At 72.6% G+C, this 18,525-nt stretch carries 21 protein-coding genes; 8 read left to right on the top strand and 13 right to left on the bottom strand.

What is annotated here, in order from left to right:
* The first annotated feature begins 122 nt into the window (after window positions 1–122).
* The 3 genes from PGH47_RS09180 to PGH47_RS09190 are packed head-to-tail and all read left to right on the top strand — an operon-like array spanning window position 123 to window position 3,969.
* Complete coding sequence (locus tag PGH47_RS09180) at window positions 123–599, top strand: hypothetical protein (protein ID WP_271663007.1); 477 nt, start codon at window positions 123–125, stop codon at window positions 597–599.
* Window positions 599–3,295 carry an ABC transporter permease subunit gene (locus PGH47_RS09185; protein ID WP_271663008.1) on the top strand — a complete coding sequence of 899 codons (2,697 nt, stop codon included), beginning with the start codon at window positions 599–601 and terminating at the stop codon, window positions 3,293–3,295. Before PGH47_RS09180 ends, PGH47_RS09185 begins: the two co-directional genes overlap by 1 nt.
* Complete coding sequence (locus PGH47_RS09190) at window positions 3,292–3,969, top strand: ATP-binding cassette domain-containing protein (protein ID WP_271663009.1); 678 nt, start codon at window positions 3,292–3,294, stop codon at window positions 3,967–3,969. The genes PGH47_RS09185 and PGH47_RS09190 overlap by 4 nt, the downstream gene beginning before the upstream one ends.
* Here the strand turns inward: PGH47_RS09190 and PGH47_RS09195 are convergent.
* Together PGH47_RS09195 and PGH47_RS09200 are read right to left on the bottom strand one after the other, a co-directional pair.
* Complete coding sequence (locus PGH47_RS09195; RefSeq protein ID WP_271663010.1) at window positions 3,902–4,462, bottom strand: transglycosylase family protein; 561 nt, start codon at window positions 4,460–4,462, stop codon at window positions 3,902–3,904. The genes PGH47_RS09190 and PGH47_RS09195 overlap by 68 nt on opposite strands.
* 104 nt (window positions 4,463–4,566) lie before the next feature.
* The gene (locus tag PGH47_RS09200; RefSeq protein ID WP_271663011.1) at window positions 4,567–5,253 is read right to left on the bottom strand and encodes a LysM peptidoglycan-binding domain-containing protein; all 687 of its coding nucleotides are present in this window, start codon (window positions 5,251–5,253) and stop codon (window positions 4,567–4,569) included.
* A gap of 539 nt (window positions 5,254–5,792) precedes the next feature.
* Here PGH47_RS09200 and PGH47_RS09205 point away from each other — a divergent pair.
* The gene (locus PGH47_RS09205) at window positions 5,793–6,575 is read left to right on the top strand and encodes a hypothetical protein (RefSeq protein WP_150503866.1); all 783 of its coding nucleotides are present in this window, start codon (window positions 5,793–5,795) and stop codon (window positions 6,573–6,575) included.
* Between the two features lie 134 nt (window positions 6,576–6,709).
* Window positions 6,710–7,060 (top strand): hypothetical protein, encoded by a 351-nt coding sequence (locus PGH47_RS09210; RefSeq protein ID WP_271663012.1) that lies wholly within the window; start codon window positions 6,710–6,712, stop codon window positions 7,058–7,060.
* A gap of 58 nt (window positions 7,061–7,118) precedes the next feature.
* Here PGH47_RS09210 and der read toward each other — a convergent pair whose 3' ends face one another.
* The 5 genes from der to aroH form a co-directional block, all read right to left on the bottom strand.
* On the bottom strand, window positions 7,119–8,594 hold the full coding sequence (der, locus tag PGH47_RS09215; protein ID WP_093866950.1) for a ribosome biogenesis GTPase Der: 1,476 nt from the start codon (window positions 8,592–8,594) through the stop codon (window positions 7,119–7,121).
* A gap of 79 nt (window positions 8,595–8,673) precedes the next feature.
* Window positions 8,674–9,261, bottom strand: coding sequence for a lysophospholipid acyltransferase family protein (locus tag PGH47_RS09220; RefSeq protein ID WP_271668013.1), 588 nt, complete (start codon window positions 9,259–9,261; stop codon window positions 8,674–8,676).
* Window positions 9,262–9,314: 53 nt separating this feature from the next.
* Window positions 9,315–10,001 (bottom strand): (d)CMP kinase, encoded by a 687-nt coding sequence (cmk, locus tag PGH47_RS09225; RefSeq protein WP_271663013.1) that lies wholly within the window; start codon window positions 9,999–10,001, stop codon window positions 9,315–9,317.
* Window positions 10,002–10,109: 108 nt separating this feature from the next.
* Window positions 10,110–11,195 (bottom strand): prephenate dehydrogenase, encoded by a 1,086-nt coding sequence (locus tag PGH47_RS09230; protein ID WP_107909145.1) that lies wholly within the window; start codon window positions 11,193–11,195, stop codon window positions 10,110–10,112.
* Entirely contained in the window at window positions 11,192–11,560 is a 369-nt protein-coding gene (gene aroH / locus PGH47_RS09235; RefSeq protein ID WP_030964037.1) for a chorismate mutase, read from the bottom strand. The genes PGH47_RS09230 and aroH overlap by 4 nt, the downstream gene beginning before the upstream one ends.
* Window positions 11,561–11,707: 147 nt before the next feature.
* Here aroH and PGH47_RS09240 point away from each other — a divergent pair, with 147 nt between their 5' ends.
* From PGH47_RS09240 to PGH47_RS09250, 3 genes are read left to right on the top strand one after another with little or no spacing between them, the layout of a single operon-like run.
* Window positions 11,708–11,827, top strand: a complete 120-nt coding sequence (locus tag PGH47_RS09240; RefSeq protein ID WP_443048608.1) for a hypothetical protein — start codon at window positions 11,708–11,710, stop codon at window positions 11,825–11,827.
* Window positions 11,824–12,261: a Rieske (2Fe-2S) protein gene (locus PGH47_RS09245; RefSeq protein WP_271663014.1), complete on the top strand. Its 438-nt coding sequence runs from the start codon at window positions 11,824–11,826 to the stop codon at window positions 12,259–12,261. Before PGH47_RS09240 ends, PGH47_RS09245 begins: the two co-directional genes overlap by 4 nt.
* Before the next feature lie 22 nt (window positions 12,262–12,283).
* A complete protein-coding gene (locus PGH47_RS09250; RefSeq protein ID WP_271663015.1) occupies window positions 12,284–13,027 on the top strand; it encodes a nucleotidyltransferase domain-containing protein in 744 nt (247 codons plus the stop codon).
* Here the strand turns inward: PGH47_RS09250 and PGH47_RS09255 are convergent.
* The 6 genes from PGH47_RS09255 to PGH47_RS09280 form a co-directional block, all read right to left on the bottom strand.
* Window positions 12,953–13,702, bottom strand: a complete 750-nt coding sequence (locus tag PGH47_RS09255) for a nucleotidyltransferase domain-containing protein (protein WP_271663016.1) — start codon at window positions 13,700–13,702, stop codon at window positions 12,953–12,955. The genes PGH47_RS09250 and PGH47_RS09255 overlap by 75 nt on opposite strands.
* A 3-nt stretch (window positions 13,703–13,705) precedes the next feature.
* Window positions 13,706–14,728 (bottom strand): ADP-ribosylglycohydrolase family protein, encoded by a 1,023-nt coding sequence (locus tag PGH47_RS09260; protein WP_271663017.1) that lies wholly within the window; start codon window positions 14,726–14,728, stop codon window positions 13,706–13,708.
* Window positions 14,725–15,453 carry an NUDIX hydrolase gene (locus PGH47_RS09265; RefSeq protein WP_271663018.1) on the bottom strand — a complete coding sequence of 243 codons (729 nt, stop codon included), beginning with the start codon at window positions 15,451–15,453 and terminating at the stop codon, window positions 14,725–14,727. Before PGH47_RS09265 ends, PGH47_RS09260 begins: the two co-directional genes overlap by 4 nt.
* Window positions 15,454–15,521: 68 nt before the next feature.
* Window positions 15,522–16,940, bottom strand: a complete 1,419-nt coding sequence (locus PGH47_RS09270; protein WP_271663019.1) for an MFS transporter — start codon at window positions 16,938–16,940, stop codon at window positions 15,522–15,524.
* A gap of 51 nt (window positions 16,941–16,991) precedes the next feature.
* A complete protein-coding gene (locus PGH47_RS09275) occupies window positions 16,992–17,540 on the bottom strand; it encodes a TIGR03086 family metal-binding protein (protein ID WP_271663020.1) in 549 nt (182 codons plus the stop codon).
* Entirely contained in the window at window positions 17,537–18,499 is a 963-nt protein-coding gene (locus PGH47_RS09280; RefSeq protein ID WP_271663021.1) for a sigma-70 family RNA polymerase sigma factor, read from the bottom strand. The genes PGH47_RS09275 and PGH47_RS09280 overlap by 4 nt, the downstream gene beginning before the upstream one ends.
* Between the last annotated feature and the right edge of the window lie 26 nt (window positions 18,500–18,525).

An 18,525-nucleotide genomic window follows, 5' to 3' on the forward strand; every position in this document is an offset into this window, starting at 1 on the left:
GCGCCCGGTGCTTTCAGGGTCAGCTTGCAGGAGGCATAGTGCAAGCCATTGGCTGACATGGACAGGCACATGCGCAGAAACCCCGTGTGCACGCACACAAACCCGACGTGTGGGAGCCAGCGATGCGGACAGCCCGACTGCGGACCGTGCACCCCGTCCTGTGGGCCGGCTGGGCCGCGCTCGCGGCCGGCGCGGTGCTGTGCGTCATCGGCTGGTACGGCGTCTCCGGCGAGCGGTTCGCCGAGCGTCAGCTGCCGTACCTGGCGTCCTGCACGGTGCCCGGCGCCGCGCTGATCGTCGCCGGGGCGGTCCTGCTGGCCCATGGCCGGGGCGCCCTCGCCGCCGCGCGCGTGGAGGAACTGTACGGCCTTCTGGTGGCCGCGGAGCCCGCCGACGCCGAGGAGTCCGGGCGGGACGCCGCGGCGCCTCTGGCGGTCAGCGGGCACCTGCTGATGGTGCCCGGCGGCACGCTCTGGCACCGGGCGGACTGCCCGCTGGTCGCCGGGAAGGCGGAGGCGGTCCCCGTCGATGCCAAGCTGGTGAGGAGCGGAGAACTGGGCCCGTGCCCGATCTGTGAGCCCGCCGAAGCGGATGACTGATGTCCTCGCTGACGTACGACCTCACGCTGGCCGGTCTCTCGGTCGGCAGCGCCGCCGCGCTCACCGGGATCGGCCTGGTCGTGACGTACCGCTCGACGGGCGTGCTGAACTTCGCGCACGGGGCGATCGCGATGGTGTGCGCCTATGTGCTGCGCCAGTTCGTGGTGGAGTGGGGCTGGCCGCTGTGGGCGGGCGCGACGGTGACGCTGCTGGTCCTGGCGCCCGGTATCGGGATGCTGCTGGAACGGTTCGTCTTCCGGCCGCTGGCCGTCCTGGGCAGTGACCCGGCGCAGACCCTGGTCGCGTCCATCGGGGTGTTCGTGCTGCTCGTGGGCGGTGCGGCGCTGCTGTGGGGGCAGGGGGCGCGGGACGACGCGCCGGAGCTGGTGTCGGCGGACCCCTGGGGGCAGCTCGCGGTGGCGCTGGTGCTGGCGGCCGCGGTCGGCGCGGTGATCCGCTGGACCCGCTTCGGCCGGGAACTGCGGGCCGTGGTCGACGACCGGCAGCTGGCCGTCCTCGGAGGCATCGACGCCGACCGTGTCGCGGCCGCGGGCTGGGCGTTCGGCTCGTTCACGGCGGGCCTGACGGGCGTCCTGCTCGCCCCGTACGTGCGTCTGGACCCGTACGGCCTGCCGCTGCTGGTGATGGAGGTCGTCGCGGTCGCGGTGGTCGCGCGGATGCGCAGTCTGCCGGTCGCGGTGGTGACGGCGCTGGCGATCGGCATCGCGCAGAGCCAGCTGACCCGGCTGCATCCGTCGGGCTGGGGCGCGCCGCTGATCCAGGCCGTCGGCACGAATCTGTTCGTGGTGGCCCTGCTGATCGCGGCCCTGGTCATGCCGAGCGTGGGCACGCGCGACGCGCTCCCGCGCACGGCCGGCGCGCGCGTGCCGACCCCTCCGGGCGCCTGGATCGTGGCGATCGTCCTCTTCCTGCTCCCGCTCGGCTTCGCGGGCTCGGACCTGCACACGTCGGTGCAGGTGCCGGCGCTGGGCGTGGTGCTGCTGTCCCTGGTCGTCGTCACGGGCCGCGGCGGCCAGATCTCCCTCGGGCAGGCGGCCTACGCGGGCCTGGGCGCCCTGTTCACGGCCCTGCTGGCGGCCGGCCGCTTCCCGGGCCTGCCCCGCCTGCCGGAGCTCGCCGCACTGGCCCTGGCGGTCGTCCTGGTGGCCCCGCTGGGCCTGCTGACGGGCTGGCCGGCGATCAGCCGCCGCGGCCTCGCGCTGGCCCTGGCCACCTTCGCGGTCGGCGTCGGCGTGAGCCGCTTCGTGTTCGCCCAGCCGTACGCGATCGCGGGCCTTTCCCTCGGCCGTCCGGCGGGCTTCGAGGGCGACCGCGCGTACTACGTCCTGGAACTCGCCCTCCTCGCGGCGGCCCTGCTGGCGACCTGGCTGCTGCGCCGGGGCCGCACGGGCCGGGCCCTGGCGGCGATGCGGGACCACGAGTCCGGGGCGTCGGCGGCGGGCGTCCAGGTGCCCTCCCTCAAGCTCCTGGCCTTCGTGTCGGGCGCCGCGCTGGCCGCCCTCGGCGGCGGCATGCTCGGCATGGGCCTGCGTGCCTTCGACCCCGGCGCCTACGACCCGGTCCGCGGCCTGCTCTGGTTCGCCGCGGTGGTGGTCCTGGGCGCCGACAGCACGCTGGGCGCCCTGGCCGCCGCGGCCCTCCTGGTCGGACTGGACGCGGGCGCCCGCGGCGGCGTGGCGGCAGCACTCATCGGCGTACTGGCGATCCTGGTGGGCCGCTTCCCCGGAGGCCCGTACGAGGCCCTCCGCTCCGCAACGACCCGCCTGCGCCCGGGCCGAGGAGCCCGGCTGACGGAACAGGGGGCACGGGTACGGCGTCTGCTGCACCCTGCGGGGCCGGAACCCGCTCCGAGCCCGACTTTGACGGGCCTGACCGCCTCGACCGCACACCGAACGCCACGAGCACCCGAGGCCGCCGCCGACGCTCAACCCCCGCAGGAGCCACCCGCACCCGGCATCGGAACCCACGCCCCCGCCCTCACCACCCACAACCTCCAGGCCCGCTACGACGGATTCACCGCCCTCGACGACATCACCCTCACCGTCCCGCCCGCCCACATCACCGCCGTCGTCGGTCCCAACGGCGCCGGAAAGAGCACCCTGTTCCACTGCCTCGCCGGCACCCACCGCCCCGCACACGGCCAAGTCCGCCTCGGCGCCCGCGACATCACCCACCTGCCCGCCCACGCCCGCACCCGCCTCGGCATCGCCCGCACCTTCCAGCAACTGGCCGTCTTCCCCTCCCTGACCGTCGCCGAGAACGTGCGCGTGGGAGCCGAACAGGGCAGGCTCCAGGACCCGTCGGCCGTGGAGAGATCCCTCAGGCTTCTCGGCCTGGACGGCCCCGTACGCTCCCTGCCCGCCGCGGACCTCCCCACCGGCACCCTCAGACGCGTCGAGTTGGCCCGCGCCCTCGCCGGCGCCCCCCGCGTCCTGCTGCTCGACGAACCCGCCGCCGGCCTGGACACGGCGGAAGTCACCGCGCTCGCCCGCATCCTGAAGGCCCTCGCCGCGGACGGCATGGCCCTGCTGGTCGTGGAACACGACCTCGACCTGGTCGCCGACCTCGCCGACACCGTGCACGTCATGACGGCGGGCCGCATCGTCGCCTCCGGCCCACCCGACCGCGTACTCGACGTGCTCGACGCGGCAGGCACCCGGGAGGCCCCGGCATGACGACCATCTCGCTGCGCCACGCGCGCGTGCGCTACGGCCCCCTGGAAGCCCTGCACGGCGTCACGGTCGCCGCCGCGGGCCCCGGCCTCACCGTCCTGCTGGGACGCAACGGATCAGGGCGTACGACGGCGTTGCGGGCACTGGCCGGAACGGTGCGGCTGTCCGCGGGCGCGGTGGTGTGGGACGGCGTCGACGTGACCCGGACGCCCGCCCACGAGCGGGCCCGCCGCGGACTGTGCCTGGTCCCCGAGCGGCAGGCGGTCTTCGGCTCCCTCACCGTGCGCGAGAACCTCGAACTGGCGTCCCGGTCGTACGGCATCGCCCTGGACGCCTACCCGCCGCTGGAACCCCTCCTCGGGCGCCGCGCGGGGACGCTGTCGGGCGGCGAGCAGCGCATGCTGGCGCTCTCCCGCGCCCTGCTGGCACGCGCGCGTGTGGTCCTCGTGGACGAGCCGGCGCAGGGCATGTCGCCCCCGGTCGCCGCCCGTACGTACGAGTTGCTGAGCGGCCTCGACGCGTGCGTGGTCGTCGCCGAGCAACGACTGCCGCCGGGCCTGCGGGGCCGGGCGGCAGTCGTTCACGAACTGCGGCGGGGCGCTGTCGTGTTCAGCGGAGAGGCGGGCGAGTACGAGAGCCGGGCAGCGCGGCGTTCAGCCTCGCGCCCCTCGGCATGATCAGCAGGCTGGGCGCGAGGCGGTTCTTGGTGACTTCGGGCGCGAGGCGGTTCTTGGTGACTTCGGCCTGGGGCTTCTCCAGCTTCATACGGCCCTTGAGCCCGTACCGCCTGGAGCAGTGCGGCCAGGCCCCCCAGCCCTGCACCTCCACGACCTTGCGGGCGATGTGGATCTGCTCGGTGCGGCTGGCGAGGTCCGCGCGCGGGGCGTACTTCAGCCCGCCGAAGCCCTCCCAGGTCGACTGCGAGAACTGAAGCCCGCCGAAGTGGCCGTTGCCGGTGTTGATGTGCCAATCCCCGCCGCTCTCGCACTTGGCGACACAGCCCCAGGGCCAATGACTCTTGGCACAGGCCAGGGACGCGGGTTTGGGAGGAGGACCGGAGGCCGGTAGCGGAGACGCCACCTGGGGCGCGTACGTGGCGTGCGACGCGCCCGGGCTGACGGCGGTCAACAGGACGGTGGCCAGGGCGATCGTGAGCGGTGCGTATTTCATATCAGCACGCTAGGCAGCTTATTGCCGACGACCGGTGCGGCGCGTCCTACGACGACGAGTGCCCCACCCGGTCGGCGGACCGGGCGGGGCCCCGAGGGCGGTGCTCAGAGTTCGAGACGCTGCCCCGGCATGATCAGGTGGGGATCACCGCCGATGACGGACTTGTTGGCGGCGTAGAGCTGCCGCCAGGTGGTCCCGTGCCGGGCGGCGATACCGCTCAGCGTGTCGCCCGCACGGACGGTGTAGTCGTCGCGGGACGAGTTTCGGGTCGTGTTCCCCGACGAGCGCTCCGGCGCCTGTGACGGAGCTGCGGGCGCCGACTTGGCGGTCGACGGGGCCGCCTTGCCCGCGGAGGACGCCGAACCGCCCGCGGAGGCCGCGGGTGCGCTCCCGTACGCGCCGGCCCGGGCCGAACAGGTGGGCCAGGCGCCCCACCCCTGGGCGCGCTGGACCTTGGTGGCCACGGCGATCTGCTGGGCCCTGGTGGCCCCGTCCGCCGTCGGCGCGTAGGCCGTACCGCCGTACGCGCGCCAGGTGGAGGCGGAGAACTGAAGCCCGCCGTAGTAGCCGTTGCCGGTGTTGATGTGCCAGTTGCCGCCGCTCTCGCACTGTGCGATGCGGTCCCACACTCCGCTGTCCGCCGCCGCGGCGTTGCCGGTCGCGGCCAGCAGTCCGAGCGGGGCGAGCAGTGCCGCCCCGGCGAGGACCGCCGTCGTACGCGTCCGGCTTCCGTTCGAAGCCTTCGGCGCCTTGCGAGCGTTGTTGTGAGTGTTATCGGCACATTCGGACATGTAGGTCCCTCTCGAAGGACCCGGGCTCCCCCAGGACGGAACGCCGCCCGCCACGCCATGGGGCGTGTGGATGGCGCTCGCCCCGTCCGCCGGAAGGTCGTGCTGTGAAGCCTGTTGGTGCGTTCGGCGGACGTACCCGAGCGGTGCTCGCTGCACACGGCGGAGGAATGTAGGGACATCGACCGGCCGGGATCAACCAACTCCTTGTCGGTCCAGGCCAGTTCGCAGTTACCTCCGGTATCGGCGATTTTCGGCCACCCACTTCATTCCCTGATTTCCGGATTTGTCGACCAGCAACCCCGACGATCTGTGATACACCCCACGCAACCAACTTCCTTGCATTTCCCAGGACTTGACGGTGAGTGGGCAATTCCGCACGCAAGGTGACCCTGCGCGTCGGATGGTTCGATTCCGTTCGCTGTCGTGCGTGACTCCCGCCACAGATCGCCCGTTGTCTTCTTCATGAGCCCGGGACCCGCCCGGTTCACGGACCGGGAGCCACCCGGCCCCGCCACGCACCACATCCCGAGGAGCCACCCGTGCCGCGCATGCTCGATGTCAGCGACGAGGTACGTGCCGAGATCGGCGACGAGGAAGCCGACCGGCTGCTCGCCGGGGAGAACGCCCCCGGCAGTTACGACTGCACGTCCTGCCGCACCCCGGGCGACTCCGGACAGGAGCGCACCAGCACCGTCCTGTTCATCGGCGACGAGACCGCCGTCCTCGCCTTCGCCCACGCCACCTGCCTGCCGTCACAGGTCGTCCAGGTCACCGAGGAGCAGCTGCAGGGCGCCGTGAAGTCCATCACCGGTGACCGGGTCGACCTGGAGCCGGACGCGATCGTGCCGGAGCAGGCCGTACTCGGTGTGACCAGCGGGCTGGTGCTGATCGCCGGGGAACTGCACCCCGCGCTCGTCGTCGAGCCGACCGGGCCCATCGTGCGCCCCGGCGCGGTCGGTGCCGGTGACGACTTCCTGCCGCTGCTCATCGAACAGGGGTTCATGCCGGCGACCGAGCTCGCCGATGTGCCGCCGGTGCTGCACGGGTGGTCCGTACTGCTGGCCATGGGACAGTTGCACGCGGTGCTCCAGCCGGGCGCGAACGGCGGGCAGCCGATCGCGTGGTGGCAGGCGCATCAGCCGCTGCTGGTGACGGACGGGTGGCGGGCCGCCGCGAACAAGCACCAGCAGGTACTGATGTTCGCCGCGCCCGTGGGCTCCATCGGGCGGCAGCCGCGCGAGGATCTGCTGCGGGACGCGCTGGACAAGGCCGCGGCGAACGGGAAGTTGGTCGCGGCGGCGCTGCCGCTTGCCGGGACCTGAGTGCGCCTACCCGGTGGGGCCTGCGGGTCATACGGCGGCTGCAAGATCGTTGTGGCTGATCGCGCAGTTCCCCGCGCCCCTAAAGGGGCGCCTCCGGACCGCATCTCATGAGGCGTGACGTCGTTTGGACATACGTGCATGCATACGACGTTCCCCGCCATCAGGGCGGCTCATCGCCCACGCCTATCTACGACGCGCTCTATGCCGAGTACGTCAAGTCCTTCCGTTCGCTGCCGGGTGATCGCAGTGGCGAGGAGGACCTGGGGTTCATCGCCTTCGGGAACATCGAGCGTGCTACGGGGCCGTACGGCGGGCATCGCCCGGGGTCGTTCAGCAGCTCGTACAGCGCCTACAGCGCGGGGGCGCACAGCGCGCGCCACGGCAGCGGTCAGCAGCCGCAGTGGCAGCGCGTCGGGCACATCGGTCAGCAGGGCACGGGGATGCACCACGTCCCGGCCGCCCTGCCGCCGGCGCGCCGAGGCTGAACACATGTGAAGGGCGGCCCCATTGCGGGCCGCCCTTCAGCCATGTCCGCCACTTCTTCTACTTCTTCTTGCCGCGCTTCTCGCGGACCCGCACCGAGATGTGGATCGGCGTCCCCTCGAAGCCGAACTCCTCACGCAGCCGGCGCTCGATGAAGCGGCGGTAGCCCGCCTCGATGAAGCCGGAGGCGAAGAGCACGAACCGCGGGGGCTTGGTTCCCGCCTGGGTGCCGAACAGGATGCGGGGCTGCTTGCCTCCGCGGATCGGGTGCGGATGGGCGGCGACCAGCTCACCGAGGAAGGCGTTCAGCCGGCCGGTCGGGACCCGGGTCTCCCAGCCCGCGAGGGCCGTCTCGATCGCCGGGACCAGCTTCTCCATGTGCCGTCCGGTGCGCGCCGAGACGTTCACCCGGGGCGCCCAGACGACCTGGCCGAGCTCGGTCTCGATCTCCCGCTCCAGGTAGTAGCGGCGCTCCTCGTCGAGGGTGTCCCACTTGTTGTAGGCGATGACGATCGCCCGGCCCGCCTCGACGGCCATGGTGACGATGCGCTGGTCCTGGACCGAGATGGACTCGGAGCCGTCGATCAGGATGACCGCGACCTCGGCCTTCTCGACGGCGGCCGCGGTGCGCAGCGAGGCGTAGTAGTCGGCGCCCTGCTGGAGGTGGACGCGCTTGCGGATGCCCGCCGTGTCGACGAACTTCCAGGTGACACCGCCGAGTTCGATGAGCTCGTCGACCGGGTCACGGGTGGTGCCGGCCAGCTCGTTGACGACGACGCGCTCCTCGCCGGCCACCTTGTTCAGCAGCGAGGACTTGCCGACGTTCGGGCGGCCGATCAGGGCGATGCGGCGCGGGCCGCCGACCCCGGTGCCGAAGGTCTGCGCGGGCGCCTCCGGCAGCGCCTCCAGGACGGCGTCCAGCATGTCGCCGGTGCCGCGGCCGTGCAGCGCCGAGACCGGGTGCGGCTCACCGAGGCCGAGGGACCACAGGTAGGAGGCGTCGGCCTCGCCGCTGGGGCCGTCGACCTTGTTGGCGCACAGCACCACGGGCTTGCCGGCCTTGCGCAGCAGCCGTACGACCGCCTCGTCGGTGTCGGTGGCGCCCACCTTGGCGTCGACGACGAACACGACGGCGTCGGCTGCCTCGATGGCGAACTCGGCTTGCGCCGCCACGGAGGCGTCGATGCCGAAGACGTCCTGCTCCCAGCCGCCGGTGTCGACGACCTTGAAGCGGCGGCCCGCCCACTCGGCCTCGTAGGTCACGCGGTCGCGGGTGACGCCCGGCTTGTCCTCGACGACGGCCTCGCGGCGGCCGATGATGCGGTTGACGAGAGTCGACTTGCCGACGTTCGGCCGTCCGACGACGGCGAGGACGGGCAGCGGGCCGTGGCCGGCCGCCTCGATGGCGCCCTCGACGTCCTCGACGTCGAAGCCCTCTTCCGCGGCGAGCTCCATGAACTCCGCGTACTCGGCGTCGCCAAGCTCTCCGTGGTCGTGCTCCTCGCCCGAGCCCTCGGAGTGGATGTGGTCGTTCATGAAGTCCGTACCTCGTCGTTCATCGTGGTGATCGGTGGAACGCCCGGATTCTCCCGGCTGATCCACTACTCAGTGTCGCCTAGCGGCCGGTCAGCCGCCTGGCGTTTTCCAGGTGCTCCGTGAGCTCCTTCTGGATGCGCTCGGTCGCCTCGTCCAGCGCCCTGCGGGTGCGCCGCCCGCTGCCGTCCCCTGCCTCGAAGGGCTCGCCGAAGACGACGTCGACCCGGTGCCGCAGCGGAGGCAGCCCCTTGACCAACCGTCCGCGCTTCTCGGAGCTTCCCAGCACCGCGACCGGGACGATCGGGGCGTCGCCGCGCACGGCGAAGTAGGCGAGCCCGGCGCGCAGCGAGGCGAAGTCGCCCTCGCCCCGGGTGCCCTCGGGAAATATGCCGAGGACGCCGCCGTTCTTCAGGACGTCGATGGCCTGCGTGATGGCCGTGCGGTCGGCGGCGTGCCGGTCCACCTTCAGCTGGCCGATGCCGGTCAGGAAGGGGTCGAGCGGGCCGACGAACGCTTCCTTCTTGATCAGGAAGTGCACGGGGCGGGGCGCCACGCCCATCACCATCGGCCCGTCGATGTTGTGGCTGTGGTTCACCGCGAGGATGACCGGCCCGGTCGCGGGCACCTTCCAGGCACCCAGGACCCGCGGCCGCCACAGCCCGAACATCAGGCCGACGCCGATGCGCCGACCGACGTCGGCACCCCGCTCTGACGGAAGGCTCACTTCGCGGCTCGCTTCTCCTCGACGAGCGTGACGACGCACTCGATGACCTGCTGCAGCGTGAGCGCGGTGGTGTCCACCTCGACCGCGTCGCCCGCCTTGGCGAGCGGCGAGGTCTTGCGGCTGGAGTCGGCCGCGTCACGCTTGATCAGGGCCTCACGGGTGGCGTTGACGTCGGCGCCCTTGAGCTCACCGCTGCGGCGGGCGGCACGGGCCTCCGGGGAGGCGGTGAGGAAGATCTTCAGGTCGGCGTCGGGCAGCACGGTCGTACCGATGTCGCGGCCCTCGACGACGATGCCGTACTCGGCGGAGGTCGCCAGCGAGCGCTGGAGCTCGGTGATCCGGGCCCGGACCTCGGGCACCGCGCTGACCGCGCTGACCTTGGAGGTGACCTCCTGGGTGCGGATCGGGCCGGCCACGTCGGTGCCGTCGACGTTGATCGTCGGGTTGTCCGGGTCGGTGCCGGAGATGATCTCGGGCTTGCCGGCGACGGCCGCGATCGCGGTCGGGTCCTCGATGTCGATGCCGTTGGTCACCATCCACCAGGTGATGGCCCGGTACTGGGCGCCGGTGTCGAGGTAGCTCAGCCCGAGCTGCGCGGCGACGGCCTTCGACGTGCTCGACTTGCCCGTGCCGGAGGGGCCGTCGATGGCGACAATCACGGGCTTGGCGGCACCGTTTTCCACGGGGGGACACCTTCCTGGTGCGGTGTGGCGGGAGTGTGGGGACGCGAAGGCGCCCCGCACAAGGTTACTGGGTTCCCGTCACTCGTCCGGCCGCGCCTGATCGGCGGCCTACTGCCGGATCGCCCAGCCCCGCTCCCGCAGGGCGGCGCTGAGCACCGTCGCCGCCTTGGGCTCCACCATCAGCTGGACCAGGCCGGCCTGCTGCCCGGTCGCGTGCTCGATCCGTACGTCCTCGATGTTGACCCCGGCCCGGCCGGCGTCCGCGAAGATCCGCGCCAGCTGTCCCGGCTGGTCGTCGATGAGCACGGCGACGACCTCGTAGACCCGCGGAGCGGCCCCGTGCTTGCCGGGCACCCGCACCTGGCCCGCGTTTCCGCGGCGCAGCACGTCCTCGATCCCGGCCGTGCCCTCGGTCCGCTTGTCCTCGTCGGACGACTGGAGCGCGCGCAGCGCCCGTACCGTCTCCTCCAGGTCGGCGGCGACGTCGGTGAGCAGGTCGGCGACCGGTCCCGGGTTCGCGGAGAGGATGTCGATCCACATCCGGGGGTCGGAGGCCGCGATCCGGGTCACGTCCCGGATGCCCTGGCCGCACAGCCGTACGGCAGTCTCCTCGGCGCTCTCCAGACGCGCGGCGACCATGCTGGACATCAGATGGGGCATGTGGGACACCAGGGCGACCGCGCGGTCGTGGGCGTCGGAGTCCATCACCACCGGCACCGCGCGGCAGTGCGAGACCAGCTCCAGGGCGAGGTTCAGCACCTCGGTGTCGGTGTCGCGGGTCGGCGTCAGCACCCAGGGCCGGCCCTCGAAGAGGTCGCCGGTAGCGGCGAGCGGGCCGGACTTCTCGCGGCCGGACATGGGGTGCGTGCCGATGTACGCCGACAGGTCGAGCCCGAGCGCCTCCAGCTCACGGCGCGGCCCGCCCTTGACGCTGGCCACGTCGAGGTAGCCGCGGGCCACGCCCCTGCGCATGGCGTCGGCGAGCACCCCGGCCACGTGCGCGGGCGGGGCGGCGACGATCGCGAGGTCGACGGGCCCGTCGGGGGCCTCGTCGGTGCCGGCGCCGAGCGCGGCGGCGGTGCGGGCCTGCTCGTGGTCGTGGTCGGCGAGGTGGACGACGACACCGCGGGCGGCGAGCGCCAGCGCGGCGGACGTGCCGATGAGGCCGGTGCCGATGACGAGTGCGGTTCTCACTGGGCGATGTCCTTGCGCAGGGCGGCCGCGGCACCGAGGTAGACGTGCGCGATGTCGGCGCGGGGCCGGTCGGACTCGATGTGCGCGAGGACGCGTACGACCCGGGGCATGGCGCCCTCGATGTCCAGTTCCTGGGCGCAGATCAGCGGTACGTCGGCGAAGCCGGGGCCGAGCTTGCGGGCGGCGGCGGCCGGGAAGTCGCTGTGCAGGTCGGGCGTGGCCGTGAACCAGATGCTGATCAGGTCGTCCGCGGCGAGGTCGTTCCGCTCCAGGATCGCGGTGAGCAGGGCCCCGACCTGCTCGTCCATGTGGCCGGCGTCGTCCCGCTCCAGCTGGACGGCCCCCCGGACCGCTCGTACCGCCACGGCGCTGCTCCTTGCTGAGTTACGGATCGGCTCTTCGGAAGTCCAGCCTAGTCAGCCCGCGTACGGCTCACGCGTCTCGCCCGCCCGCTGAGACACCCGGCCGCACCGGGCCGTCACGCGAGCGATTCGCGCGTTTTCCTCCACTCCATCCTAGGTTGCTTCGACTTTGTCGCTTTGGGTGCAAAGATGCTGTTGATCCGCTCGGAGCGGCTTCCGGGCCGGCCACTGCCCTCTGGTTTCTTCCGCACTTTCGGAGTGACGACATGACCAACCGTCCGACGCGGCGCACGATCCTCATGGCCACGGGCGCGACGGGCGCGACGGCGCTCGTCGCCGCCTGCGGCGGCTCCGACGACAACGGCGGCGGCGACTCGGCGTCGACCACGACCACCGCCCCCGGCCAGGACGGCGCGGGCGACAAGCTCGCCGACACGGCCGACATCCCGGTGGGCGGGGGCACGATCTTCAAGGACCAGAAGGTCGTGGTGACCCAGCCGGAGGAGGGCCAGTTCAAGGCCTTCTCAGCCATCTGCACCCACCAGCAGTGCCTGGTCGGCAGCGTCTCGGACGGGACGATCAACTGCCCGTGCCACGGCAGCAAGTTCAAGATCACCGACGGTGCGGTCGCCAACCCTCCGGCCACGCGGCCCCTGCCGGCGGAGAACATCGTCGTGGACGGAAATTCGATCAGCCTGGCGTGATCCGCCGCGTACGCTCCGGGACATGCATCCCGAGACCCTGGTACGCGACCACACGGTCTACGCCTGTGTGATGGGTTCGCGCGCCTTCGGTCTGGCCACGGACGGCAGCGACACCGACCGCCGGGGCGTGTTTCTCGCCCCGACGCCGCTCTTCTGGCGCTTCGACAAGCCGCCGACGCATGTCGAGGGCCCGTTGAAGGAGCAGTTCAGCTGGGAGCTGGAGCGCTTCTGCGAGCTGGCCCTGCGCGCCAACCCGAACATCCTGGAGTGCCTGCACTCCCCGCTCGTGGAGCACGTCGACGGCACCGGCCGCGAGCTGCTCGCCCTGCGCGAGGCGTTCCTGTCCCGGCAGGCGTACGAGACGTTCACGCGCTACGCGCTCGGCCAGCGCAAGAAGCTGGAGGCCGACATCCGGCTGCACGGCGCCCCGCGCTGGAAGCACGCGATGCACCTCCTGCGGCTGCTGACGAGCGCCCGCGACCTGCTGCGCACCGGGCACCTGACGATCGACGTCGGCGATCTGCGCGAGCCGCTGCTCCAGGTCAAGCGCGGCGAGGTGCCCTGGCCGGAGGTGGAGTCCCGGATGACCCGCCTGGCGGGCGAGGCGGAGGAGGCCCTGCGCGCGAGCCCGCTCCCGGCCGAGCCGGACCGCCGACGGGTGGAGGACTTCCTGGTCCGCGTCCGCCGCGCCTCAGCCCTCCAACCGGATCCGGACGACGAAGGCGTGCAGGGCGTCGTGGGCAGCGGGGGCGTCGGGCAGGGCTGAGGCCGCCTGTGCCTCGTCCAGCACGCCGTGCAGCCGCTCCACGTCAGCCGCCACGCGCGCGTGGTCGACGTCGGCGGCCCCGTGCTCACGCGCCGCCTTGGCCTCGATCAGCTCCGGCAGGTAGCCGGGCGCGTCGACCTCGCCGAGCAGCGTGGGCAGATGCGCCTGCACCTCACCGCTGCGCATCAGATGCACCCCGGTGAGCAGCGCCCGGAAGGTGTAGAGCAGCGGCTTGAGCTCGCCGGTCTTCTCGAACAGCCGCCACTGCGTGCCGGCGAACCCCCGGTAGTGATGCGCGTGGTGACCGGTGAGCACGCCGGGCGCGAGGTCGGTCAGTTCCCGGTGGGCGTCGGTGGTGTGCACGACGAGCGGCGAGAGCAACTGCTCCAGCACATAGCCGTTGCGGCGCAGCATCAGCCGTACGAACTTGCGCAGGTCGTGCGTGACCAGGTCCATCTCGACGCCGTCGCGCAGCCACATCCGCGACCGTGTCTCGTCCGGCTCCCGCAGCCCGACGAGGTCGGCGGTCGGCAGCAGGTGCACCCCGCGCAGGTCGACGTCCGAGTCGCGCGACGGGAAGCCGTACAGATGCGCGCCGGAGACGGTCGCGAAGAGCACCGGGTCGGGCTGTTCGGCGACGACGGGCGCGAGGTCGATGTCCAGGGCGTCGATCACCCCTCAAGCGTCCCAGAGCGCTCCGAGGGTCATGAGGTCGCCCCGGTACTCGATCCGGTCCGCCCACTGAGTCGGCCAGACGTCCGCGCCGAGCCAGGCGCCTGCGAACGCCCCGGCCAGGCAGGCGATCGAGTCCGAGTCCCCGGCGGTGCAGGCGGCCCGCCGCAGCGCGGTCAGCGGCTCGTCGACGAACCACAGGAAGCACAGCAGCGCGGTGGCCATGGCCTCCTCGGCGATCCAGCCCTCGCCGGTCGCCAGGCAAGGGTCGGTCTCCGGCGAGACGGTGCGCACGGCCTCCTGGAGGCGGTCCAGGACGCCCAGGCACTCGTCCCAGCCACGCGCGATGAAGTGCTCGGCCGAGGGGTCCTGGCTGCGCGTCCACAGATCGCCGAGCCAGCGCTCGTGGTACTGGGTGCGGTTCTCGTAGGCGTACGACCGCAGCAGCCCGACCAGCCCGGTCGGCTCGGCACCCTGCGCGAGGAGCCGTACGGCGTGCGCGGTCAGGTCGGACGCGGCGAGCGCCGTCGGGTGCCCGTGGGTGAGCGCCGACTGCAACTGGGCGGCGCCCGCCCGCTGTTCGTCGCTCAGCCCGGGGACGAGTCCGATCGGCGCGACGCGCATGTTGGCGCCGCAGCCCTTGGAGCCGATCTGGCTGGCGTCCTGCCAGGGCAGGTCGGGGCGCTCCAGCAGATCGCAGGCCCTGAGGCAGGTGTTGCCGGGGGCGCGGTTGTTCTCCGGTGAGCGATTCCACGCGACGAACTCCGCGCGTACCGGCTCCACCATGGCCTCGGGCCCGAGTACACCCAGATCCATGGCCGTCCGCAGCCCCTTCCCCAACGCCAGCGTCATCTGGGTGTCGTCGGTGACGATGGCCGGCGTCGGCAGTTCCATCCCGCGCCACGGGCCGCACTTGGCGAGGATCGACGGCACGTCGTCGAACTCGGTCGGGAAGCCGAGCGCGTCCCCGAGGGCGAGGCCGAGCAGGGAGCCGGTGGCGGCGCGCTTGCGGACGGTGGTCGTGGTCATGCGGGTCCTTCCGAAGTGGGCCGCAGCAGGGGCGGATGAAGGGTCGTGGCGGTGCCGGCGCGGTACAGCGCGGCCGGCTTGCCGCGGCCGCCGGTGAGCCGGGCGGCGCCGGGGACGGGTTCGACGAAGCCCGGCGTGGCGAGCACCTTGCGGCGGAAGTTGGGCCGGTCAAGGGCGGTGCCCCACACCACCTCGTAGACGTGCTGCAACTCGCCGAGCGTGAACTCGGGCGGGCAGAAGGCGGTGGCCAGTCCCGAGTACTCCAGCTTCGCGCCGACGCGTTCATGGGCGTCGGCCAGGATCCGGTCGTGGTCGAAGGCGAGCGGCCCCGCCTTGGCGTACGGCACCCAGCGGGCCTGCGCCGCGTCGCTGCCGCCGTGCGGTTCGGGAGGGTGGGGCAGCAGCGCGGCGAACGCGACGGTCACGACCCGCATCCGGGGGTCGCGGTCGGGTTCGCTGTAGGTCCGCAGCTGCTCCAGGTGCAGTCCGGAGACGTCCGACAGGCCGGTCTCCTCGGCGAGTTCACGCCGGGCGGCGGTCTCCGCCGACTCGTCCGGCTGCACGAAGCCGCCGGGCAGCGCCCAGTGTCCCCGGTACGGCTCCTGCCCGCGCTCAACGAGCAGGACGTGCAGGACGCCGTCGAGGATCGTGAGGACGGCGAGGTCGGCGGTGACGGCGAAGGGTTCATGGGCGTACTTGTCGTACTCCACCGCGTCGTGGTCCATACGAACCCACCCCCTTAATAGTCACTACGACTATAAAGAGGGTGGGGAGGTCAGAGCAACCCCCTGGCCTAGGTCCGGCCGCGGCCGGGCGCGAACGCCGCCACCGCCGCTCCGACGGCCGCCGCGCCCGCACTCACCCACAGCGCCGCCCCGGCGCCGTCGACGAACGCCCCGGGCGAGCCGTAGCCGCCGTACGTCGTGAACACGGCCGCGGCGACGGCGACCCCGAAGACGCCGCCCAGTTCGCGCAGCGCGTTGTTGACACCGGCCGCGACACCGGCGTCGCCCAGCGGGACGGACGAGGTCACGGCGTTGGCCACGCTCGGGAACACCATGGAGATGCCGATGCCCGCGACGATCAGCGGGAGGACGAGGCTGCCGTATCCGACGCCGGGTTCGAGCCGGCCGGCCAGCAGGGCGAGGCCAGTCGCCTGGAGGACGAGGCCGCCGAGCATGAACGGCCGGTTCCCGAACCGGTCGGCGAGCGCCCCGGCGATCGGCGCGACCAGCAGGGGCGTGGCGTTCCAGACGAGGATGCGGACGCCCGCCTCCAGCGGGGAGTAGCCGAGGCCGAGCTGGAAGAGCTGCGTGATCATGAACAGGGCGCCGAGCAGCGAGGCGAAGAGGAGGAAGCCGGAGGCGTTGGCGGTCGAGAAGCCGCGCCGCCGGAAGTGCGAAAGGGGCAGCATCGGGTAGCGGGCGCCGGCGCGTTCCCAGGCCAGGAACCCCGCGACGAACACCGCCCCGACCGCCAGCGCGGTCAGCACCTCGGCGCTCCCCCAGCCGGCCTCCGGCGCCCGCACCGGCGCCCAGGCGAGGCCCGTCAGGCCCACGGCCGCCAGCGCCAGCCCGACCAGGTCGAGTTGGGGCCGGGTGCCGTAGCTCTCGCGCAGCCTGGTCGCGGCCAGGGGCAGCATCGCGAGCCCGATGGGCACGTTCAGCCAGAAGATCCACTGCCAGGACAGGCCCTCGGTGACGGCGCCGCCCAGCACCGGCCCGGCGGCCACGCCGAGTCCGGTCACACCGCCCCACATCCCGATGGCGACGCCCCGCTTCTCGGCCGGGAACGCCTCGCTGATCAGGGTCAGCGTGAGCGGCAGCAGGACGGCGGCCCCGGCGCCCTGGAGCAGGCGGGCGCCGATGAGCTGGCCCGGGCCCTGGGCGAGGGCCGCCGCGGCCGAGGCGAGCGTGAAGACGGCGAGGCCGACGACGTACATCCGCCGCCGCCCGAACCGGTCGCCGAGCGCGGCGCCGGTCAGGGTGAGGCAGGCGAAGACGAGGTTGTAGGCGTTGATCGTCCACTCCAGCTCGGACAGGCTCGCCCCGAAGTCCGCGCGCAGCGCGGGCAGCGCGGTGGCGACGACCACGACGTCGAGGGAGCACAGCAGCGCGCCGAGGCCGGCGAGGGCGACGGTCCACACGCGCCCGGTCGGGGCCCGTTCGGCGGGTGGTGTGCGCAGTGGCGGGGCTTTGAGGATGTCGGTCATGGCCGTGCCTTCCGTGAGTCGCTCGGATCACTCACGGAAGGCAGACCCGGCTCACCCCGGAAAGGAATCGCGGCGGCCCAGGAAGGCCAGCAGCCGCACGTCGGCACGCGCGCGTGGTGCCACGTCGACCGGCGCGCCGAAGCGCACACCCCGGTCCTCCTCCGCGACCACCAGGCGGGCCACGCCCAGCAGTTCGGCGGCGAGGGAGGCCGGGATGGGCCTGGGCCGGCCGCACGCCTGGGCGACGTCCCAGCCGTGCACGGCTATCTCGACGGCGCCCACGGCACCCATCACCCGCACGTCCAGCGGCCGTTCACCGACCAGGACGCGCTCCTCGGCGGGCCCGGCGGCCCAGGCTCCGAGCACTGCGCACGCGCGCGTACGCAGGCCGCAGACCCGGTCGGCACGCGGGAACAGCCCGATCCGCCCGCCCGTCAGTCCCTCGTACAGCGCGTCCAGCGAGTCGTCGATGTGCGTGAGCAGTTCCCCGAGGTCCCACTCGGCGCAGGGTGTCCCGCGCCCCAGGTTCACCGACCCGATCTCCGCGACGCTCCCCAGCGTGTAGGCGAGCGAACGCTCCAGCAGCTCCCCGGAGTTCACGACAGCTCCTTCGGCAGTCCGAACCGGTCCAGCACCCGCGGATCGAGGAAGGCGGTGACGCGGGCCAGTGAATCCTTGCGCACGGTCAGCACCTGCACGGAGTGTCCGCGGAAGACGCCGTCCGCGCCCCGTACGTACATCGCCACGGCCGGCTGCCCGTTCGCGCGCGTGCGCAGCATCCGCAGGGTGCCCTTCTCGTGCACCCGTGCCCGGAGGAACCGCAGCACGTCCGCCCTGCCGCTGTACCACTGCGCGAACGGCGGCATCTCCAGCTCGACGCCGTCCTGGAGAAGGTCGATCAGCGAGTCCAGGTCGGCGTTCTCGAAGGCGGCCACGTACCGGTCGAGCACCTCGCGGTCGGCGGCGCCCTCCGGCTCCTGAACGAGGTCCTCGTCGGGCGCCACCTCGTCGAGACGGGCACGCGCGCGTTGCAGGCTGCTCTTCACGGCCGCGGTGGACGTGCCGAGCAGCGAGGCCACCTCGGCCGCCCGCCACGCCAGCACGTCCCGCAGGATCAGCACGGCCCGCTGCCGTGCCGGCAGATTCTGGAGCGCCGCGACCAGCGCCAGGCGCAGGCTCCCCCGCGCGGCCACGACGTTCGCCGGGTCGACGAGCGCGTCGGGCAGCGGCTGGAGCCACGGAACGTCCGTCAAGGAGGCCGTCAGCGGCTCCTCAGGCGCCTCTGCGGGCCCGCCGAGCCCCGAGGGCAGCGGACGTCGCGCGCGGCTCTCCAGGGCCGTCAGACACGTGTTGGTGGCGATCCGGTGCAGCCAGGTCCGCAACGAGGCGCGGCCCTCGTAGCCGTCGTAGGACCGCCAGGCCCGCAGATACGTCTCCTGCACCAGATCCTCGGCCTCGTCGACCGAGCCCAGCATCCGGTAGCAGTGCGCGAGCAGCTCCCGCCGGTACGGGTCGGTCAGCCGGACGAACTCGTCCCGGTCCGCAGTGGTCGCACTCATCCCCGCTCCCTCCGTCACCAGTACAG

The sequence above is a fragment of the Streptomyces sp. HUAS 31 genome (assembly GCF_028198125.1).
In the GTDB taxonomy this organism is placed as follows: domain Bacteria; phylum Actinomycetota; class Actinomycetes; order Streptomycetales; family Streptomycetaceae; genus Streptomyces; species Streptomyces chartreusis.

What these genes read in the sequence shown, in the direction of transcription:
- PGH47_RS09180 (WP_271663007.1), top strand. Translation starts at nt 123, where the DNA reads ATGCGGACAGCCCGACTGCGGACCGTGCACCCCGTCCTGTGGGCCGGC.
- PGH47_RS09185 (WP_271663008.1), top strand. Translation starts at nt 599, where the DNA reads ATGTCCTCGCTGACGTACGACCTCACGCTGGCCGGTCTCTCGGTCGGC.
- PGH47_RS09190 (WP_271663009.1), top strand. Translation starts at nt 3,292, where the DNA reads ATGACGACCATCTCGCTGCGCCACGCGCGCGTGCGCTACGGCCCCCTG.
- PGH47_RS09195 (WP_271663010.1), bottom strand. Translation starts at nt 4,462, where the DNA reads ATGAAATACGCACCGCTCACGATCGCCCTGGCCACCGTCCTGTTGACC.
- PGH47_RS09200 (WP_271663011.1), bottom strand. Translation starts at nt 5,253, where the DNA reads ATGTCCGAATGTGCCGATAACACTCACAACAACGCTCGCAAGGCGCCG.
- der (WP_093866950.1), bottom strand. Translation starts at nt 8,594, where the DNA reads ATGAACGACCACATCCACTCCGAGGGCTCGGGCGAGGAGCACGACCAC.
- PGH47_RS09220 (WP_271668013.1), bottom strand. Translation starts at nt 9,261, where the DNA reads ATGTTCGGGCTGTGGCGGCCGCGGGTCCTGGGTGCCTGGAAGGTGCCC.
- PGH47_RS09245 (WP_271663014.1), top strand. Translation starts at nt 11,824, where the DNA reads ATGACCAACCGTCCGACGCGGCGCACGATCCTCATGGCCACGGGCGCG.
- PGH47_RS09250 (WP_271663015.1), top strand. Translation starts at nt 12,284, where the DNA reads ATGCATCCCGAGACCCTGGTACGCGACCACACGGTCTACGCCTGTGTG.
- PGH47_RS09260 (WP_271663017.1), bottom strand. Translation starts at nt 14,728, where the DNA reads ATGACCACGACCACCGTCCGCAAGCGCGCCGCCACCGGCTCCCTGCTC.
- PGH47_RS09265 (WP_271663018.1), bottom strand. Translation starts at nt 15,453, where the DNA reads ATGGACCACGACGCGGTGGAGTACGACAAGTACGCCCATGAACCCTTC.
- PGH47_RS09270 (WP_271663019.1), bottom strand. Translation starts at nt 16,940, where the DNA reads ATGACCGACATCCTCAAAGCCCCGCCACTGCGCACACCACCCGCCGAA.
- PGH47_RS09280 (WP_271663021.1), bottom strand. Translation starts at nt 18,499, where the DNA reads ATGAGTGCGACCACTGCGGACCGGGACGAGTTCGTCCGGCTGACCGAC.